General features: G+C 70.6%; 14 protein-coding genes. 9 read left to right on the top strand and 5 right to left on the bottom strand.

Going from position 1 to position 16,430, the window contains the following annotated elements; genetic code table 11:
* Window positions 1-35: 35 nt before the first annotated feature.
* Genes M3667_RS10130 through rhaS form a run of 4 tightly spaced genes read left to right on the top strand, consistent with a single transcriptional unit; the run spans window position 36 to window position 4,801 of the window.
* The gene (locus tag M3667_RS10130) at window positions 36-1,568 is read left to right on the top strand and encodes a sugar ABC transporter ATP-binding protein (protein ID WP_251507737.1); all 1,533 of its coding nucleotides are present in this window, start codon (window positions 36-38) and stop codon (window positions 1,566-1,568) included.
* A 52-nt stretch (window positions 1,569-1,620) separates the two neighbouring features.
* Window positions 1,621-2,655: an ABC transporter permease gene (locus M3667_RS10125; RefSeq protein ID WP_251507736.1), complete on the top strand. Its 1,035-nt coding sequence runs from the start codon at window positions 1,621-1,623 to the stop codon at window positions 2,653-2,655.
* Window positions 2,652-3,716 carry an ABC transporter permease gene (locus M3667_RS10120; protein ID WP_251507735.1) on the top strand — a complete coding sequence of 355 codons (1,065 nt, stop codon included), beginning with the start codon at window positions 2,652-2,654 and terminating at the stop codon, window positions 3,714-3,716. Before M3667_RS10125 ends, M3667_RS10120 begins: the two co-directional genes overlap by 4 nt.
* Before the next feature lie 38 nt (window positions 3,717-3,754).
* Window positions 3,755-4,801 (top strand): rhamnose ABC transporter substrate-binding protein, encoded by a 1,047-nt coding sequence (gene rhaS, locus M3667_RS10115; RefSeq protein WP_251507734.1) that lies wholly within the window; start codon window positions 3,755-3,757, stop codon window positions 4,799-4,801.
* A 60-nt stretch (window positions 4,802-4,861) separates the two neighbouring features.
* On the opposite strand, the gene M3667_RS10110 is transcribed toward rhaS, so the two are convergent.
* Window positions 4,862-5,848, bottom strand: a complete 987-nt coding sequence (locus M3667_RS10110; RefSeq protein WP_251507733.1) for an aldo/keto reductase — start codon at window positions 5,846-5,848, stop codon at window positions 4,862-4,864.
* A gap of 282 nt (window positions 5,849-6,130) precedes the next feature.
* A complete protein-coding gene (locus M3667_RS10105) occupies window positions 6,131-7,129 on the bottom strand; it encodes a LacI family DNA-binding transcriptional regulator (protein ID WP_251507732.1) in 999 nt (332 codons plus the stop codon).
* 120 nt (window positions 7,130-7,249) lie between these two features.
* Between M3667_RS10105 and M3667_RS10100 the strand changes: the two genes are divergently transcribed.
* The 5 genes from M3667_RS10100 (at window position 7,250) to M3667_RS10080 (ending at window position 13,746) form a co-directional block, all read left to right on the top strand.
* Window positions 7,250-7,651 carry an L-rhamnose mutarotase gene (locus tag M3667_RS10100; RefSeq protein ID WP_251507731.1) on the top strand — a complete coding sequence of 134 codons (402 nt, stop codon included), beginning with the start codon at window positions 7,250-7,252 and terminating at the stop codon, window positions 7,649-7,651.
* Window positions 7,648-8,814 (top strand): L-rhamnose isomerase, encoded by a 1,167-nt coding sequence (gene rhaI, locus M3667_RS10095; protein ID WP_251507730.1) that lies wholly within the window; start codon window positions 7,648-7,650, stop codon window positions 8,812-8,814. Before M3667_RS10100 ends, rhaI begins: the two co-directional genes overlap by 4 nt.
* 115 nt (window positions 8,815-8,929) lie before the next feature.
* Window positions 8,930-10,966: a bifunctional aldolase/short-chain dehydrogenase gene (locus M3667_RS10090; RefSeq protein WP_251507729.1), complete on the top strand. Its 2,037-nt coding sequence runs from the start codon at window positions 8,930-8,932 to the stop codon at window positions 10,964-10,966.
* Window positions 10,963-12,423: a rhamnulokinase family protein gene (locus M3667_RS10085; protein WP_285837649.1), complete on the top strand. Its 1,461-nt coding sequence runs from the start codon at window positions 10,963-10,965 to the stop codon at window positions 12,421-12,423. Before M3667_RS10090 ends, M3667_RS10085 begins: the two co-directional genes overlap by 4 nt.
* 66 nt (window positions 12,424-12,489) lie before the next feature.
* Entirely contained in the window at window positions 12,490-13,746 is a 1,257-nt protein-coding gene (locus M3667_RS10080) for an alpha-hydroxy acid oxidase (RefSeq protein WP_144834527.1), read from the top strand.
* Between the two features lie 983 nt (window positions 13,747-14,729).
* On the opposite strand, the gene M3667_RS10075 is transcribed toward M3667_RS10080, so the two are convergent.
* Genes M3667_RS10075 through M3667_RS10065 form a run of 3 tightly spaced genes read right to left on the bottom strand, consistent with a single transcriptional unit; the run spans window position 14,730 to window position 16,289 of the window.
* Window positions 14,730-14,972: a hypothetical protein gene (locus tag M3667_RS10075; protein ID WP_251507728.1), complete on the bottom strand. Its 243-nt coding sequence runs from the start codon at window positions 14,970-14,972 to the stop codon at window positions 14,730-14,732.
* Complete coding sequence (locus M3667_RS10070; protein WP_251507727.1) at window positions 14,969-15,766, bottom strand: alpha/beta hydrolase; 798 nt, start codon at window positions 15,764-15,766, stop codon at window positions 14,969-14,971. Before M3667_RS10070 ends, M3667_RS10075 begins: the two co-directional genes overlap by 4 nt.
* Window positions 15,767-15,770: 4 nt before the next feature.
* A complete protein-coding gene (locus M3667_RS10065; protein WP_251507726.1) occupies window positions 15,771-16,289 on the bottom strand; it encodes a quercetin 2,3-dioxygenase in 519 nt (172 codons plus the stop codon).
* Window positions 16,290-16,430: the final 141 nt, after the last annotated feature.

The raw sequence follows: 16,430 nt of genomic DNA, 5'->3' as shown, positions 1-16,430 counted from the left end.
CGGGCAACCGGCTCCACCCTCAACGAGGAGGCAGCATGGCTGACGCGACGGCCGCGACACCCGCCACGCCCGATCACGCCCTCGAACTCCGGCGCGTGATGAAGTCGTTCGGCCCGGTGGTCGCCCTCCGTTCGGGGAGCCTCGTGCTCGGCCGCGGCTCGATCCACGCGCTGATCGGCGAGAACGGCGCGGGAAAGTCCACGCTCGTCAAGATCATCGCGGGCCTGTACCGCCGCGATGACGGCGACTTCCTGCTCGACGGCGAGAGCGTCGACTTCGCCAGCACGGCGCAGTCCAAGGCCGCGGGCATCGCCGTCATCTACCAGGAGCCCACCCTCTTCCCCGACCTGTCGGTGACCGAGAACATCTTCATGGGGCGTCAGCCCACCGGTCGTCTCGGACGCATCGACCGTGCGGCCATGCGCGAGGAGGCGACGCAGATCTTCCAGCGTCTCGGCGTCGCGCTCGACCCCGATCGGGTCACCGAGGGCCTGTCGATCGCCGACCAGCAGATCATCGAGATCGCCAAGGCCATCTCGCTCGACGCCCGCGTGCTGATCATGGACGAGCCGACCGCGGCGCTCAGCGGCGTCGAGGTGGAGCGTCTGTTCGCGGTGGCACGGAGCCTGCGCGACGAGGGCCGTGCGCTGCTGTTCATCTCGCACCGCTTCGACGAAGTCTTCGCCCTGTGCGACACCGTCACCGTGATGCGCGACGGCGCCTACGTGCACACCACGCCGCTGGCCGACACCACCGTCGACGATCTCGTGCGGCAGATGGTCGGCCGCGACGTCACCGAACTGTTCCCCAAGCTCCCCTCGACGCCCGGAGACGTGGTGCTCGAGGTCGAAGGCCTCACGCGCAAGGGCGTGTTCCGCGACGTGTCGTTCTCGCTCCGCGCGGGCGAGATCGTCGGCCTGGCCGGACTCGTCGGGGCGGGACGCAGCGAGGTCGCCCGCGCGATCTTCGGTGTCGACCCCTACGAGACGGGCACCGTTCGGCTGAACGGGGCCGCGCTGCCGAAGGGCGACGTGCGCCGGGCGACCGCGCGCGGTCTCGCCCTCGTCCCCGAAGACCGGCGCAAGCAGGGACTCGTGCTCGACGAGGGCGTCTCGCGCAACATCACCCTCGCCATCCGCTCCAAGCTCTCGCGCTGGGGCCTGTTGCGCTCGGCCGACGAGAACCGCGCCGCGCGCGAATGGGCGAGCCGCCTCGAGGTCAAGACGGCGGCGCTCGACGCCACGACCGGCACCCTCAGCGGCGGCAACCAGCAGAAGGTCGTCATCGGCAAGTGGCTGGCCACCGAGCCCAAGGTGCTCATCGTCGATGAGCCCACCCGAGGCATCGACGTGGGAACGAAGTCCGAGGTGCACCGTCTGCTGTCGGAGCTCGCCCAGCAGGGTCTCGCGATCCTCATGATCTCGAGCGAGCTGCCCGAGGTTCTCGGCATGGCCGACCGCGTGCTCGTCATGCGTGAGGGCCGGCTCACCGGAGAGTTCGCACGAGCGGATGCCACTCCCGAGGCCGTCATGTACGCCGCGACCGCCGAAGCGGGGGCGTCGTTGTGATCGCCGCACGCCCGCTGTCCACCCCGACCACCCCTGAAGCGGAGGGCTCCCGATGAGCACCGCCACCCCCGTTCGCCCGGGCACCAGCCCCGCCGCGAAGCTCGTCTCGCACGTCGCCACGGCGCGCGAGAGCGGCATCGTGCTCGCCCTGGTGCTGATCATCGTCGTCGCGACGCTGAACAACCCGACGTTCCTGTTCTCGTCCGACGGCTTCCGCGATCTGCTGCTCACGCCATCGCTGTTGCTGCTGGTCGCCGTGGGACAGGCGATCGTCATCATCACGCGCAACGTCGACCTCTCGGTCGGTTCGGTCGTCGGGCTGACGGCCTATCTGACCGGGCGCCTGTTCATCGACGTGCCGGGTCTTCCCCTCGTCGTCGTCTTCATCGCCGGCATCGTGGTGGGCGGCATCCTCGGCTTCGTCAACGGTGCCCTCGTCGCCTACGCCAAGGTGCCCGCCCTCGTCATCACGCTCGGCACCATGTACATCTACCGCGGTATCAACGTCGCGTGGGCCGGCAGCAACCGCGTCAACGCCTCCGACCTGCCCGGCAGCTTCCGCGACCTCGGCACGGGCCAGGTGCTCGGCATCCCGCTGCTGACGATCCTGGCCGTCGTCGTGCTCATCGCGGCCGCCTGGTATCTGCGCAACCTCCGCAGCGGACGAGAGCTCTACGCGATCGGCTCCGACCCGGCCGCGGCCCACCTCTACGGCCTCAAGGTCAACCGCCGCATCATCGGCGCCTTCGTCACGAGCGGCGCCCTCGCGGGCCTGGCCGGCGTGCTGTACGCCGCCCGTTACGGCACCGTCGCCTCGAACGCCGGCTTCGGCTGGGAGCTGCAGGCGATCGGTGCGGCCGTCATCGGCGGCGTCGCCATCTCGGGCGGCGTCGGCACGGTCTGGGGCGCGGCCATCGGCGCCTACCTGCTGCTGACCATCAACCGCGCCCTGCCGATCCTCGGCATCGACGACTTCTGGCAGCGGGCGGTGGTCGGTGCGCTCATCCTCGGCGCCATCGTGCTCGACCGCGTGCTGGCCGTCCGCCAGTCGCGCAAGCTCACCGCAGAGAGGGAGACGGGTCGATGACCTCCACCACCGTCGACGAACGCGCCCGCACCTACCGGGCGCACGCCAGACCGTTCTGGCGCCGTGCCGTGCTCACGCGCGAGGCTGCGATCATCGGCATCCTGGTGCTCGTCATCGTCGTGTCGCTGGCGACCGTCCGCAACTTCGACAGCCCCCTGACGGTCACCTACCTGCTGCGCGACATCGCGCCGATCCTGCTGATCGCGCTGCCGATGACGCTCATCATCATCACCGAGGAGATCGACCTCTCGGTCGCGAGCATCGTGGGCCTCTCGAGTGTCACGGTCGGCGTGCTGACCCAGGCGGGGTGGCCCTTCGAACTCGCCGGTCTCGCGGCGATCGTGGTCGGCGTCGTCGCGGGGGCCGTGAACGGCTTCCTCATCACCGTCGTCGGCCTGCCCTCGCTCGCCGTCACCATCGGTACGCTCGCGCTCTTCCGCGGCATCGCGGTCGGTCTGCTCGGCACCGAGGCCGTCACCGAGTTCCCCGAGACCTGGACGGATCTGGCGAAGGCCAACATCCCCGGCACCCCGCTTCCGCTTATCATGATCCCGTTCGCGGTGCTGGCGATCGTCTTCGCGGTGCTGCTGCACCTCACACCCTTCGGGCGCTCGCTGTACGCGATCGGCCTGAACAAAGAGGCGGCGCAGTTCTCGGGCATCGACGTCGGCCGCACCAAGTTCGTGCTCTTCGTGATGAGCGGAGCGATGTCGGGCTTCGCGGGCGTGTACTTCACGTTGCTCTACAGCAACGCCCGCGGTGAGAACGCGATGGGCATGGAGCTCCAGGTGATCGCCGCCGTGCTGCTGGGCGGAGTGTCGATCTTCGGTGGCCGCGGCGCCCTGCACGGCGTCATCGCGGGCGTTCTACTGATCGGCACGCTCGGCAGCGCGCTCCGTCTCGCCGGAGTCACGAGCGACATCATCAACGTCATCACCGGGCTGCTGCTCGTGCTCTCGGTGGTGTCCGCCAGCCTTCTCGCCTGGCTGCAGAGCCGTCGCGCCGCCGCAGCAGGCAAGAGGAAGAACGCGCGCTCCGTCGCCCCGACGGCATCCGTCTGACCTGCATCCCACCGTCTGTCCAACGAAAGGAAACAACGATGTTCGCATTCACACGCAAGACCCGCGTCGGCACCGCAGCCGCCGCCCTGGCCCTGGCGGTCACGCTCGTCGCCACCGGCTGCTCCGGCGGCAGTGCCGGAGGAAACGCCGGCGACGGCGGCGGCGACGGCGGCAACCTCGCCATCACCTTCCTGCCCAAGAACCTGGGCAACCCCTACTTCGAGACCTCGAACAAGGGCGGTGAAGAAGCCATCACCGAGTTCGGCGGCACCTTCGAGCAGGTCGGCCCGAGCGAGGCGACCCCGACCTCGCAGGTGCAGTACATCCAGACCGCGGCCCAGCAGGGAGTGGGCGGCCTGGTCATCTCGGCCAACGACCCGTCGGCCATCTGCGACGCGCTCGACGAGGCGCGCAGCGCCGGGGTGAAGGTCGTCACCTTCGACTCCGACACCGACGCCAAGTGCCGCGACCTCTTCGTCAACCAGGCGAGCGCCGAGGGCATCGCCAAGGCGCAGGTCGATCTGATCGCGGAGCAGATCGGCGACTCCGGTCAGGTCGCGATCCTTTCGGCGGCGGCCAACGCCACCAACCAGAACGCCTGGATCGAGCTCATGAAGAGCGACCTCACCGCGAACCACCCGAACATCGAGCTCGTCGACACCGTCTACGGCGATGACGACGACCAGACGTCGTTCGACCGCACCGCGGCACTGCTCCAGACGTACCCGAACCTCAAGGGCATCATCTCGCCGACCACGGTCGGTATCACGGCGGCGGCGCGTTACCTGTCGACCTCCGGCTTCAAGGGCAAGGTGGCGCTCACCGGTCTCGGCACCCCGAACCAGCTGCGCGAGTACGTGCAGGACGGCACGATGACGTCGTTCGCGCTGTGGAACCCGGCCGACCTCGGCTACCTGAGCGCCTACGCCACCAAGGCCCTCATCGACGGCACCATCACCGGCAAGGAAGGCGACTCGTTCGAGGCCGGCAAGCTCGGCACCTTCGAGGTCGGGGCGGACGCCACCGTGCTGCTCGGCGACCCGTTCGTCTTCACCAAGGAGAACATCGGCGACTTCGACTTCTGATCGATCGCCACAGAAAGGCCCCGACCGTCACTGAGACGGTCGGGGCCTCGCGCGTGTGCCTCAGCGGTTCACGAACCCCATGTGCTGCGCGTTGTAGCGGTCGCCGTGCACACCGATGCGGCGGGCGAGACCGTCGAGGTCGGCCTTCTCGTCGGCGGAGAGGGCCACCTCGGTCGACCCCGCGTTCTCGACGATCCGCTCCGTGCGCCGGGTGCCGGGGATGGGGACGATGCGCGGACCCTGGGCGAGCAGCCAGGCGAGTGCGATCTGCCCCGGTGTGCAGCCCATGCGCTCGGCGAGCTCGCGCACGTGCGCGACGAGCGCCTGGTTCGCGGCGAGATTGTCGGCCTCGAAGCGGGGGACGCGCGTGCGGATGTCGCCCTCGCCGAAGCTGGTCGAGGCGTCGACGGTGCCGGTGAGGAAGCCTTTGCCGAGGGGGCTGAAGGGCACGAACCCGATACCGAGCTCCGCGAGGGTGGGCAAGATCTCCGCCTCGGGATCGCGGGTCCACAGCGAGTACTCGCTCTGCAGTGCCGTCACGGGGAAGGTCGCGTGGGCGGCGCGGACGGTGGCCGCCGACGCCTCCGAGAGCCCGAAGTGGCGCACCTTGCCCGCGGCGACGAGCTCGCCCACGGTTCCCGCCACGTCTTCGATCGGCACGTCGGGGTCGACGCGGTGCTGGTAGAAGAGGTCGATCACGTCGGTCCGCAGGCGCTTCAGCGACGCGTCGGCGACGCGGCGGATCTGCTCGGGTCGACTGTCGAGTCCGGCCATCGCGCCGTCACGGATGTCCCACCCGAACTTGGTCGCGATGACGACCTGGTCGCGGAGGGGCTCGAGCGCCTCGCCGACCAGTTCCTCGTTGTCGTACGGGCCGTAGACCTCCGCGGTGTCGAAGAAGGTGACTCCCGCATCGAGGGCCGAGCGCAGCACGGCGATCATGTCCTGGCGGTCGCCCGGGTTCGGGCCGTACGACTGCGACATCCCCATGCAGCCGAGCCCGACCGCCGACACCTCGAGCCCCTGTCCCAACATCCGTGTGTGCATCGCGTCATTCCTCTCGCGCCGCCGCCGCGGCATCCTGTCGAAACCGGGAACGCATGCGCCCCGGCGGAGTCGTGTCGGGGTCGACGGTACGCTCCGGCCGTGCGCGGAGGGAGGGTCTGTCCCGACACCCCTGAGGAGGGCGGACCGCGGGGGGAGCCCTGCGCAGGGGGCGCGCGACGCGAGCGGAGGCGATTCGGGCGGCGGAGGATGCGCGGACTGCGCGGGATCCCCGAAACCCTCCGGCCCCTCGCAGGAGGAGCCAGGCCCGACGGTTGGGATGGGTCAGCCGCTCGAGGCCCGCACCACGAGCTCGGGGCGGAAGCGCACCTGCCGCTCGGCCGGGTCGAGCTCACCGTCGAGCTGGCGCAGCAGCAGGTCGACGGCCGTGGCGCCCAGCTCTTCGGCGGGCTGGCGGATGGAGGTGAGGGGCACCACCGTGGCCGCGGCGAAGTCGATGTCGTCGTAGCCGACGAGCGCGATGTCGTCGGGAACGCGGATGCCGCCGAGCATCGTCAGCGCCTGCAGCAGGCCGACGGCGAGCAGGTCGTTGGCGGCGAAGACCGCGTCGGGGCGATCGTCGCGCTCGCGCAGCGCCTCGCCGGCGGCGCGGCCGGCCAGCACCGTCATCGCATCGGTCTCGATGACCTCGAGGCTCGCCCCGTCGACCTCGGCGACGGCGCGGCGCGCACCCTCGAGGCGGTCGGCCACCTGACGGGTGGTCAAGGGGCCGGCGACCACAGCGATGCGGCGGCGCCCCTGGGCCAGCAGGTGGGCGACGGCCAGGTGGCCGCCCTCGACGTCGTCGACCGAGACCGTGCACGCGGCATCCGACTCGGTCTGCTCGTCCACCAGCACGAGCGGAACGCCCGCGCTCGAGAGGTGCTGCACGACGTCGCCCTCGGGAACGGCCGGGGTGAGCAGGACCCCCACGACGCGCTGCTCGCGGAACTGGTCGAGGTAGAGGCGCTCGTGGTCGGCGTCGCCTCCGCTGGAGCCGAGCAGCACGACGTAGCCGTCTTCGGCGGCGCGGGCCTCGGCGCCGCGGGCGACGGCGGCGAAGAAGGGGTTGCCGACGTCGAGAACGATGAGGGCGATGCTGCGGCTGCGCCCGGCGCGCAGTTGGCGCGCGGCGTCGTTGCGTACGTAGCCGAGCTCGTCGATCGCCGCGCGCACCCGTTCGACCGCGGCGGGCGAGACCGTCTCGCGTCCGTTGAGCACGTTCGACACGGTGCCCACCGAGACGCCGGCGTGGGCTGCGACGTCTTTGATCTTGACCGCCATCGACGACCGTGCCTTTCCCGCGAGTTCTGGTCGACGATATCGCAGGCGCCCGGAGGCACTTCGAGGAGGGGCGCGGTACGACCTGGTGTTGCGTCGCGGGCACAGTCGTTCTATGCTGCAATGAAACGATTCATTCTCGAGGAAGAGAAGCTCCACCAGATGACCGCCCACCTCACCCGCGTCTGCTTCGAGCTGCGCGTGCGGCCCGAGCTCGTCGACGACTACGTCGCCCGCCACACCCCGGTGCGCGCCGAGATGCTCGCCGAGATCGCCGCCGCCGGCCGCCGCAACTACTCGCTGTTCCTCGGCGAGGAGGGGCGCCTGATCGGCTACTACGAGACCGACGACGACGCCGCCGCCCAGGCCTACCTCGCCGCCTCGCCCATCGCCGCCGCGTGGGAGGCGGAGATGGCCCCCTACTTCGTCGGCCTCGCCGGTCGTCCCGACCAGGCGGCCACACCGCTCACCGAGGTCTTCCACCTCGCCGACCAGCTCGCAGACGCGGGAAGGACCCTGTCATGACCACCCTCAGCCCCCAGATCCTCGACGCCCTCGCGGCGCAGGCCATCGAACTGCCCTCGTGGGCGTTCGGCAACTCCGGCACCCGGTTCCGCGTCTTCCCCACCGCGGGCACCCCGCGCGACCCCTTCGAGAAGATCGCGGATGCCGCCGAGGTGAACCGCCTCACCGCTCTCGCCCCCACCGTCGCCCTGCACATCCCCTGGGATCTCGTCGACGACTACTCGGCCCTGCGCCGGCACGCCGAAGACCTGGGCGTGAAGCTGGGCACCGTCAACTCGAACACTTTCCAGGACGAGGACTACAAGTTCGGCGCCCTCACCCACCACGACGAGCGCATCCGGCGCAAGGCCATCGACCACCACCTCGAGTGCATCGACGTGATGGATGCCACGGGCTCGCGCGACCTGAAGATCTGGCTCGCCGAGGGCTCCAACTACCCCGGCCAGAACGACATGCGCGGCCGCCAGGACCGCCTGCAGGACTCGCTGCAGCAGATCTACGCGCGCCTCGGCGACGACCAGCGCCTCGTGCTGGAGTACAAGTTCTTCGAGCCGTCGTTCTATCACACCGATGTCCCCGACTGGGGCACCTCGTACGCGCAGGTGGCCTCGCTCGGAGAGAAGGCGATGGTGTGCCTCGACACGGGCCACCACGCGCCCGGCACCAACATCGAGTTCATCGTCATGCAGCTGCTGCGTCTCGGAAAGCTCGGCTCGTTCGACTTCAACTCGCGCTTCTACGCCGACGACGACCTCATCGTGGGCGCGGCCGACCCGTTCCAGCTGTTCCGCATCCTCGTCGAGGTCGTGCGCGGCGGAGGCCTGAACAACCCCGACGTGGCGTTCATGCTCGACCAGTGCCACAACATCGAGGACAAGATCCCGGGCCAGATCCGCTCGGTGCTGAACGTGCAGGAGATGACCGCCCGTGCCCTGCTGCTCGACCGTGACGCCCTCACCGCGGCGCAGCAGGCGAACGACGTGCTCGGTGCCAACGCGGTGATGATGGACGCCTTCTACACCGACGTGCGACCGGCCCTCGCCGAGTGGCGCGAGTCGCGCGGCCTTCCCGCCGACCCGATGGCCGCCTTCGCGGCATCCGGACACCTGCCCCGCATCGCCGACGAGCGCGTCGGCGGGACGCAAGCCGGCTGGGGCGCCTGAGCGCTCACCCTTTCGTCGCACGCATTCGCGCGACGACCCGATCACCGGGGCGGCGGACCCTGAATCACCGTCGCCCCGGTTCCCTCTCCCGTCGCTCTCACCCGTGAGGAACGTCATGACCAGCTCCACCGCCGCCGACCTCGTCGCGCGCAGCAACCGCCTCGGCTCCGACCCGAAGGTCACCAACTACGCCGGCGGCAACACCTCCGCCAAGGGCACCGACATCGATCCCGTCACCGGGCAGCCGGTCGAGCTGCTGTGGGTCAAGGGCTCGGGCGGCGACCTGGGCACCCTCACCGAGAAGGGCCTGGCGGTGCTGCGCCTCGACCGCATGCGCGCGCTGGTGGATGTGTATCCCGGCATCGAGCGCGAAGACGAGATGGTCGCCGCCTTCGACTACTGCCTGCACGGCAAGGGCGGGGCCGCCCCCTCGATCGACACCGCGATGCACGGTCTGGTGGATGCCGCGCACGTCGACCACCTGCACCCCGACGCCGGCATCGCGATCGCCACCGCCGCCGACGGCGAGAAGCTCACGACCGAGATCTTCGGCGACAAGGTCGTGTGGGTGCCGTGGCGCCGCCCCGGCTTCCAGCTGGGCCTCGACATCGCCGCGATCAAGGAGCGGAACCCGCAGGCGATCGGCACGATCCTCGGCGGTCACGGCATCACCGCGTGGGGTGACACCTCCGAAGAGGCCGAGCGCAACAGCCTGTGGATCATCGACACCGCGCAGGCCTACATCGACGAGCACGGCGCGGCCGAGCCTTTCGGCGGCGTGCGCGCGGGCTTCGAGGCCCTCCCCGAGACCGAGCGTCGCGCGAAGGCGGCGGCGCTGGCCCCGACCATCCGCGGGCTCGCCTCGAGCGACAAGCCGATGGTGGGCCACTACACCGACTCCGCGGCGGTGCTCGACTTCCTGGCATCCGAGAAGGCCCCCGCCCTCGCCGCCCTCGGCACGAGCTGCCCCGACCACTTCCTGCGCACCAAGGTCAAGCCGCTGATCCTCGACCTGCCCGCCGACGCCTCGATCGACGACGCGATCGCCCGCCTGCAGGAGCTGCACGTCGCCTACCGCGAGGACTACCAGGCGTACTACGACGCGCATGCCGACGCTGACAGCCCCGCCATCCGCGGCGCCGACCCGCTCATCGTGCTCGTGCCGGGCGTGGGCATGTTCTCGTACGGCGCCAACAAGCAGACCGCGCGCGTGGCGGGTGAGTTCTACGTCAACGCCATCAACGTCATGCGCGGAGCCGAGGCGCTGTCGACGTACTCTCCGATCTCGGATGCCGAGAAGTTCCGCATCGAGTACTGGGCGCTGGAGGAGGCCAAGCTCCAGCGGATGCCGAAGCCCAAGACGCACCAGGGCCGCATCGCGTTCGTCACGGGCGCGGCATCCGGAATCGGCAAGGCCATCGCGACCCGCCTCGCCGCCGAGGGCGCGTGCGTCGTCGTCGCCGACCTCGACCTCGAGAAGGCGCAGGCCGCCGCGGCCGAGCTGGGCGGAACCGACGTTGCGATCGGCGTCGCCGCGAACGTCGCGGATGCCGAGGGCGTGCAGGCCGCGATCGATGCGACGCTGCTCGCGTTCGGCGGCATCGACCTCGTCGTCAACAACGCGGGGCTCTCGCTGTCGAAGCCGCTGCTGGAAACCACCGAGAAGGACTGGGACCTGCAGCATGACGTCATGGCGAAGGGCTCGTTCCTCGTGGCGAAGGCAGCCGCGAAGGCCCTCATCGAGCAGAAGATGGGCGGCGACGTCATCTACATCTCGTCGAAGAACTCGGTGTTCGCCGGGCCCAACAACATCGCCTACTCGGCGACGAAGGCCGACCAGGCCCACCAGGTGCGCCTGCTCGCGGTCGAGCTGGGCGAGCACGGCGTGCGCGTGAACGGCATCAACCCCGACGGCGTCGTGCGCGGCTCGGGCATCTTCGCCGCGGGCTGGGGCGCCAACCGCGCCGCCACCTACGGCGTCGATGAGAAGGACCTCGGGCAGTTCTACGCCAACCGCACGATCCTCAAGCGCGAGGTCGTGCCCGAGAACGTCGCCGACGCGGTGTACGTGCTCACCGGTCCCGAGCTCTCGCGCACGACGGGCCTGCACATCCCCGTCGACTCGGGTGTCGCTGCGGCGTTCCTGCGATGAGCGACGCCGGCTCGGGTGCCTCGCGGGCGCAGCCGTCGCCCGCGGCCGGCGTTGGCGCTGCCGGGCCCGTCCGCGCCGTCGCTGCCGTCGACCTCGGCGCCACGAGCGGTCGCGTGATGATCGGCCGCGTCGGCGAGGGAGTGCTCGAGCTCGAGCAGGTCGCGCGCTTCGCGAACGGACCCGTCGAGCGAGAGGACGGCTGGCACTGGGACATCGAGGCACTCTGGGGTCACGTGCGCGCGGGCCTGGCCGAGGCGCTGCGCCGCGAACCCGCGATCGAGAGCGTCGGCATCGACTCGTGGGCCGTCGACTACGGTCTGCTCCGCGACGGCGAACTCGTCGCGGAGCCGTTCCACTACCGCGACGAGCGCACCGCGCGCGGGGTGGATGCCGTGCACGCGGTCGTTCCGTTCGAGGAGCTCTACCGCCGCAACGGCCTGCAGTTCCTGCCCTTCAACACGGTGTACCAGTACGCCGCTGAGGCACAGCTCGCCGCGGCCGAGTCGAGCCTGCTGATCCCCGACCTCGTCGCCGAGCGTCTGACCGGCCGCCGCGTCGCCGAGCGCACCAACGCCTCGACGACGGGCCTGCTCGACGTGCACACGGGGGAGTGGGACACCGAGCTCGCCGCGATGCTGGGCATCCCGGCATCCGTGCTGCCCCCGCTCGTCGACCCCGGCGAGACCGTGGGCCTGGCCTCCGACCTCGGCGGGCTGCCGGTGGTCGCCGTCGGCTCGCACGACACCGCCTCGGCCGTGGCCGCGGTGCCGATGTCGTCGCCGAACGCGGCCTACATCTCGTGCGGCACGTGGGGTCTGGTGGGCCTGGAGCTCGAGGCGCCGATCGTCACGGATGCCGCACGCGCGGCCAACTTCACCAACGAGGGCGGTGTCGACGGGCGCATCCGCTTCCTCCACAACGTGACCGGTCTGTGGCTGCTGAGCGAGACGGTGCGGGCGTGGTCGGAGGCCGACGGCGCCCCCGTCGACCTCGGTCGGCTGCTGGCTGCGGCGGGCTCCGTCTCGGTGCCGGCGCGGCTGTTCGACGCCGACGACCCCTCGCTCGCCGCTCCCGGCGACATGCCGACGCGCATCGCGGCGCTGCTCGGGCGCGACGCCCCCGGTCGCTCGGAGCGCCCGATGTTCGCGCGCATCATCGTCGAGAGCATCGCGCAGGCGTTCGCCACGACCCTGCGTGAGGCGGCGGCCCTCGCGGACCGCGAGTTCGACGTCGTGCACCTCGTCGGCGGCGGAGCGCTCAACGCCCTGCTGTGCCAGGCGACGGCCGACCGGTCGGGGGTGCCCGTGCTGGCGGGTCCCGTCGAGGCGACGGCGCTGGGCAACGTGCTCGTGCAGGCGCGGGCGCTCGGGGCTTTCGGTCCGCACGCCTCGCTGGCCGACCTCCGGGCGCGAGTGGCCGCGGCCTTTCCTCTGCGGCGCTACGAGCCGCGTTCCTGAAACCCCTTCCCGCCTCGTCGGAGCGGGCGTACGATGTGGTCAGACCACATGAAAGAGAGATCCCCCATGGTTCAGCGTCAGCTGCCGAAGGTCGGCGAGCTCCTCGAGCTCATGCAGTTCAAGAAGCCCGAGCTCGACGCGCGCAAGCGTCGCCTCGACGCCGCGCTCACGATCGCGGACCTCCGCACGATCGCCAAGCGCCGCACGCCCAAGGCGGCATTCGACTACACCGACGGCGCCGCCGAGGGCGAGCTGTCGCTCGACCGCGCCCGCCGCGCCTTCGAAGACGTGGAGTTCCACCCCGACATCCTGCGCCCCGCCGCCGACGTCGACACCTCGTGCCAGATCCTCGGCGGACCCTCCGCCCTGCCCTTCGGCATCGCGCCCACCGGCTTCACGCGTCTCATGCAGACCGAGGGTGAGACGGCCGGAGCCTCCGCGGCCGCGGCCGCCGGCATCCCGTTCACGCTCTCGACCCTGGGCACCACCTCGATCGAGGGCGTGAAGGCGGCCAACCCGGTCGGCCGCAACTGGTTCCAGCTGTACGTCATGAAAGACCGCTCGATCTCGTACGGTCTCGTCGAGCGCGCGGCGAAGGCCGGCTTCGACACCCTGCAGTTCACCGTCGACACTCCCATCGCCGGCGCCCGCCTGCGCGACAAGCGCAACGGTTTCTCGATCCCGCCGCAGCTGACGGTCGGCACGATCGTCAACGCGATCCCACGCCCCTGGTGGTGGATCGACTTCCTCACCACCCCCAAGCTCGAGTTCGCCTCGCTCAGCACCACCGGCGGCACCGTCGGCGAGCTGCTGAACGCCGCGATGGACCCCACGATCAGCTACGACGACCTCGACGTGATCCGCGGCATGTGGCCCGGCAAGATCGTCGTCAAGGGCGTGCAGAACGTGACGGATGCCGCGCGCCTGGTCGACCTCGGCGTCGACGGCATCGTGCTGTCCAACCACGGCGGCCGCCAGCTCGACCGCGCGCCCATCCCCTTCCACCTGCTGCCGAAGGTCGTGCGCGAGGTGGGCAAAGACGCCACGGTCATGGTCGACACCGGCATCATGAACGGCGCCGACATCGTGGCATCCATCGCCCTCGGCGCGAAGTTCACCCTCATCGGCCGCGCGTACCTGTACGGCCTCATGGCCGGCGGGCGTCAGGGCGTCGACCGCACGATCGCGATCCTGCGCAGCGAGATCGAGCGCACCATGACCCTGCTGGGCGTCTCGTCGCTCGACGAGCTCGAGCCCCGCCACGTCACGCAGCTGACGCGACTGGTGCCCGTGGCCGACCAGGCGGTGGACGCGCGGGTGTGACGCGCGCTGCACAACCTTCGGGATTCGCGCAACCTCAGGGGTTCGCGCAACCTTCGGGATTCGCGCAACCTCGGGGATTCGCGCATCCTCAGCCCGGTGGGGGTGTGTGCGGCTGAGGTTGTGCAGATCGCGGAGGGTGTGCGGGTGCGGCCGGGGTGCCGGGCGCGGATCCTCAGGGATTCGCGCAACTTCAGCCCGGTGGGGGCGTGTGCGGCTGAGGTTGTGCAGATCGCGGAGGGTGTGCGGGTGTGGCCGGGGTGCCGGGGCGCAGATCCTCAGGGATCCGCACAATCTCAGGGATTCGCGCATCCTCAGCCCCGTGGGGGCGTGTCCGGCTGAGGTTGTGCAGATCGCGGAGGGTGTGCGCGGGTGTGGCCGGGGTGCCGGGGCGCGGATCCTCAGGGATCCGCACAATCTCAGGGATTCGCGCCACCTCAGGGATTCGCGCAACCTCAGGGGTTCGCGCAACCTCAGTGATCCGCGCATCCTCAGCCCGGTCGGGGCGTGTGCGGCTGAGGTTGTGCAGATCGCGGAGGGTGTGCGCGGGCGGCCGGGGTGCCGGGGCGCGGATCCTCAGGGATTCGCGCAACCTCAGCCCGATCGGGGCGTGTGCGGCTGAGGTTGTGCAGATCTCGGAGGGTGTGCGGGTGTGGCCGGGGTGCCGGTCGCGCAATCTCAGGGATTCGTGCAACCTCAGGAATTCGCGCAACCTCAGGGGTTCGCGCAACCTCAGTGATCCGCGCATCCTCAGCCCCGTGGGGGCGTGTCCGGCTGAGGTTGTGCAGATCGCGGAGCGTGTGCGGGTGTGGCCGGGGTGCCGGTCGCGCAACCTCAGGGATTCGCGCAACCTCAGGGGTTCGCGCAACCTCAGCGATCCGCGCATCCTCAGCCCGATCGGGGCGTGTGCGGCTGAGGTTGTGCAGATCGCGGAGGGTGTGCGCGGGCGGCCGGGCTCGAGTGCGGCGGAGGCAGCGCGAAGCCGGTCAGCCCGCGTCGTCCCGAGCGCGCCGCCGTGCCCACGCGCCGTGCAGGCGCAGCAGTTGCGGGACCACCACGTAGACGGCCAGCGGCACCACGACGAGGGTCAGCACGAAAGTGCGCAGCACCGGATGCCAGCCCCCGGCGAACGGCTCGAGGGCGAGCGACCCGAGGGTCACGAGCGGGAAGATCGCGCACCAGGTCAACAGCGCGCGGATGTGGATGCTGGGCGGGGGAGCGCCGGTCATCGTCGCAGGCTACCGAAGACGCGATGCAGGAACGCGACGGCGGGGTCCATGACGGTCGCGCTGTCGTCGAGCCCCGACCAGATGTGTCCGGCGCCCGGCACGAGCTGGAGCTGCACGTCGACGCCCGTCTCGCGCAGCGCGGCGGCGAAGCGCTCGCTGTGCCGGTGCGGAATGGCGTGATCGTCGAGACCGTGGGCCAGCAGGAACGGCGGCGCCCCCGCGTGCGCGCGATGCAGCGGAGAGGCCGCGCGGGTGGCATCCGGATCGTCCGTCGGCTCGACGCCCAGGAGGCGGGCCTCGCGACTCGGGGGCCCGACCGGGGTCGGGGCGGGCGGCACATCGGCGAGGTCGCTCGGCCCGTACCAGTCGATGGCCGCGCGGATCGCGGTGTCGGGGTCGAGCGCGAGCAGGGCGGCGAGCTGCCCGCCGGCCGATTCTCCCCACACCGCGATCGCGTTCGCGTCGAGGTCGTACGCTGACGCCTCTGCGATCACCCACTGCAGCGCCGCGCGCACGTCGTCGAGAGGCGCGGGGAACACCGCCTCGCCCGAGAGGCGGTAGTCGACCGAGGCGACGGCCCAGCCCTCGGCGACGAGGCGTCCGAAGGTCTCGTCGGCGGGGAAGAAGCAGAAGGTGCGCCTGCTGCCGACCATCCATCCGCCGCCGTGCACGAACAGCACCACGGGGAACGGCCCGGGCCCCGCGGGGCTGTGCAGGTCGAGCGTCAGCGGGCGGTGGCCCGGGATCGTCGAAAAGACGAGGTCGCGGTCGAGGCGGGGGGTTCCGGATGCCACGGGCTCAGTCGAACAGCTCGTACCCGGCGACGAAGTTGACGTCGTGCCGTGCCCCCTCAGCCGCCATGACCGCGAAGTCGGGGATGTGGACCTCGGCGGGCTCGGGGATGCCCGCGGTGTCGGTGGGGCGTCCGACGGCGCGGAAGAAGTCGCTGAAGCCGCCCGAGGTCACCCCGAACACCTTGCCGGTGCGCTCGATGCGGTACGAGTGGATCGTGTTCTTGGGCACGTAGCCGAAGTCGCCGGCCTCGAGGATGCGGGTCTCGCGGTGTCCGTTCTGGTCGTCGACCCAGAGCCGGATCGCACCCTCGAGCACGAAGAACGTCTCGTGCGTCAGGGCGTGGAAGTGCGCGGGCACGGGCTGGCCGGGGCGCCCTTCGGTGAGGAACGAGTCGAATTCGCGATCGGTCTGTGCCGCGGTCGCCAGCAGGGTGAAGAGCTGGTCGAACATGACGAGCTTGTCGCCCTCGGCCGCACCGAGGAAGTACGGGGCGGGCTGGGTGGGAAGGGCGCTGAGCGACATGGGGTACCTCCGGGTACGGCGTTGGACCCCTCCACTCTGCGCGTCGCGAAGCCCGTACTCCAGTACGACCTGGCGAAGGTGCGTGTGGCAACGCCTAACGTCAAGGCCGAGCACGCTCCGGCCGCAGCGGCGTCGCCGGCC

It is taken from the genome of Microbacterium sp. P26, assembly GCF_023712585.1.
GTDB classification, from domain to species: Bacteria; Actinomycetota; Actinomycetes; order Actinomycetales; family Microbacteriaceae; genus Microbacterium; species Microbacterium algihabitans_A.
This window is presented reverse-complemented; position numbering and strand designations above follow the sequence as displayed.

Excerpts from the sequence above, each read along its gene's own strand:
- M3667_RS10080 (WP_144834527.1), top strand. The coding sequence starts at position 12,490 with ATGGTTCAGCGTCAGCTGCCGAAGGTCGGCGAGCTCCTCGAGCTCATG.
- M3667_RS10090 (WP_251507729.1), top strand. The coding sequence starts at position 8,930 with ATGACCAGCTCCACCGCCGCCGACCTCGTCGCGCGCAGCAACCGCCTC.
- M3667_RS10120 (WP_251507735.1), top strand. The coding sequence starts at position 2,652 with ATGACCTCCACCACCGTCGACGAACGCGCCCGCACCTACCGGGCGCAC.
- M3667_RS10085 (WP_285837649.1), top strand. The coding sequence starts at position 10,963 with ATGAGCGACGCCGGCTCGGGTGCCTCGCGGGCGCAGCCGTCGCCCGCG.
- M3667_RS10130 (WP_251507737.1), top strand. The coding sequence starts at position 36 with ATGGCTGACGCGACGGCCGCGACACCCGCCACGCCCGATCACGCCCTC.
- M3667_RS10105 (WP_251507732.1), bottom strand. The coding sequence starts at position 7,129 with ATGGCGGTCAAGATCAAAGACGTCGCAGCCCACGCCGGCGTCTCGGTG.
- rhaS (WP_251507734.1), top strand. The coding sequence starts at position 3,755 with ATGTTCGCATTCACACGCAAGACCCGCGTCGGCACCGCAGCCGCCGCC.
- rhaI (WP_251507730.1), top strand. The coding sequence starts at position 7,648 with ATGACCACCCTCAGCCCCCAGATCCTCGACGCCCTCGCGGCGCAGGCC.
- M3667_RS10110 (WP_251507733.1), bottom strand. The coding sequence starts at position 5,848 with ATGCACACACGGATGTTGGGACAGGGGCTCGAGGTGTCGGCGGTCGGG.
- M3667_RS10125 (WP_251507736.1), top strand. The coding sequence starts at position 1,621 with ATGAGCACCGCCACCCCCGTTCGCCCGGGCACCAGCCCCGCCGCGAAG.
- M3667_RS10100 (WP_251507731.1), top strand. The coding sequence starts at position 7,250 with ATGAAACGATTCATTCTCGAGGAAGAGAAGCTCCACCAGATGACCGCC.
- M3667_RS10065 (WP_251507726.1), bottom strand. The coding sequence starts at position 16,289 with ATGTCGCTCAGCGCCCTTCCCACCCAGCCCGCCCCGTACTTCCTCGGT.
- M3667_RS10075 (WP_251507728.1), bottom strand. The coding sequence starts at position 14,972 with ATGACCGGCGCTCCCCCGCCCAGCATCCACATCCGCGCGCTGTTGACC.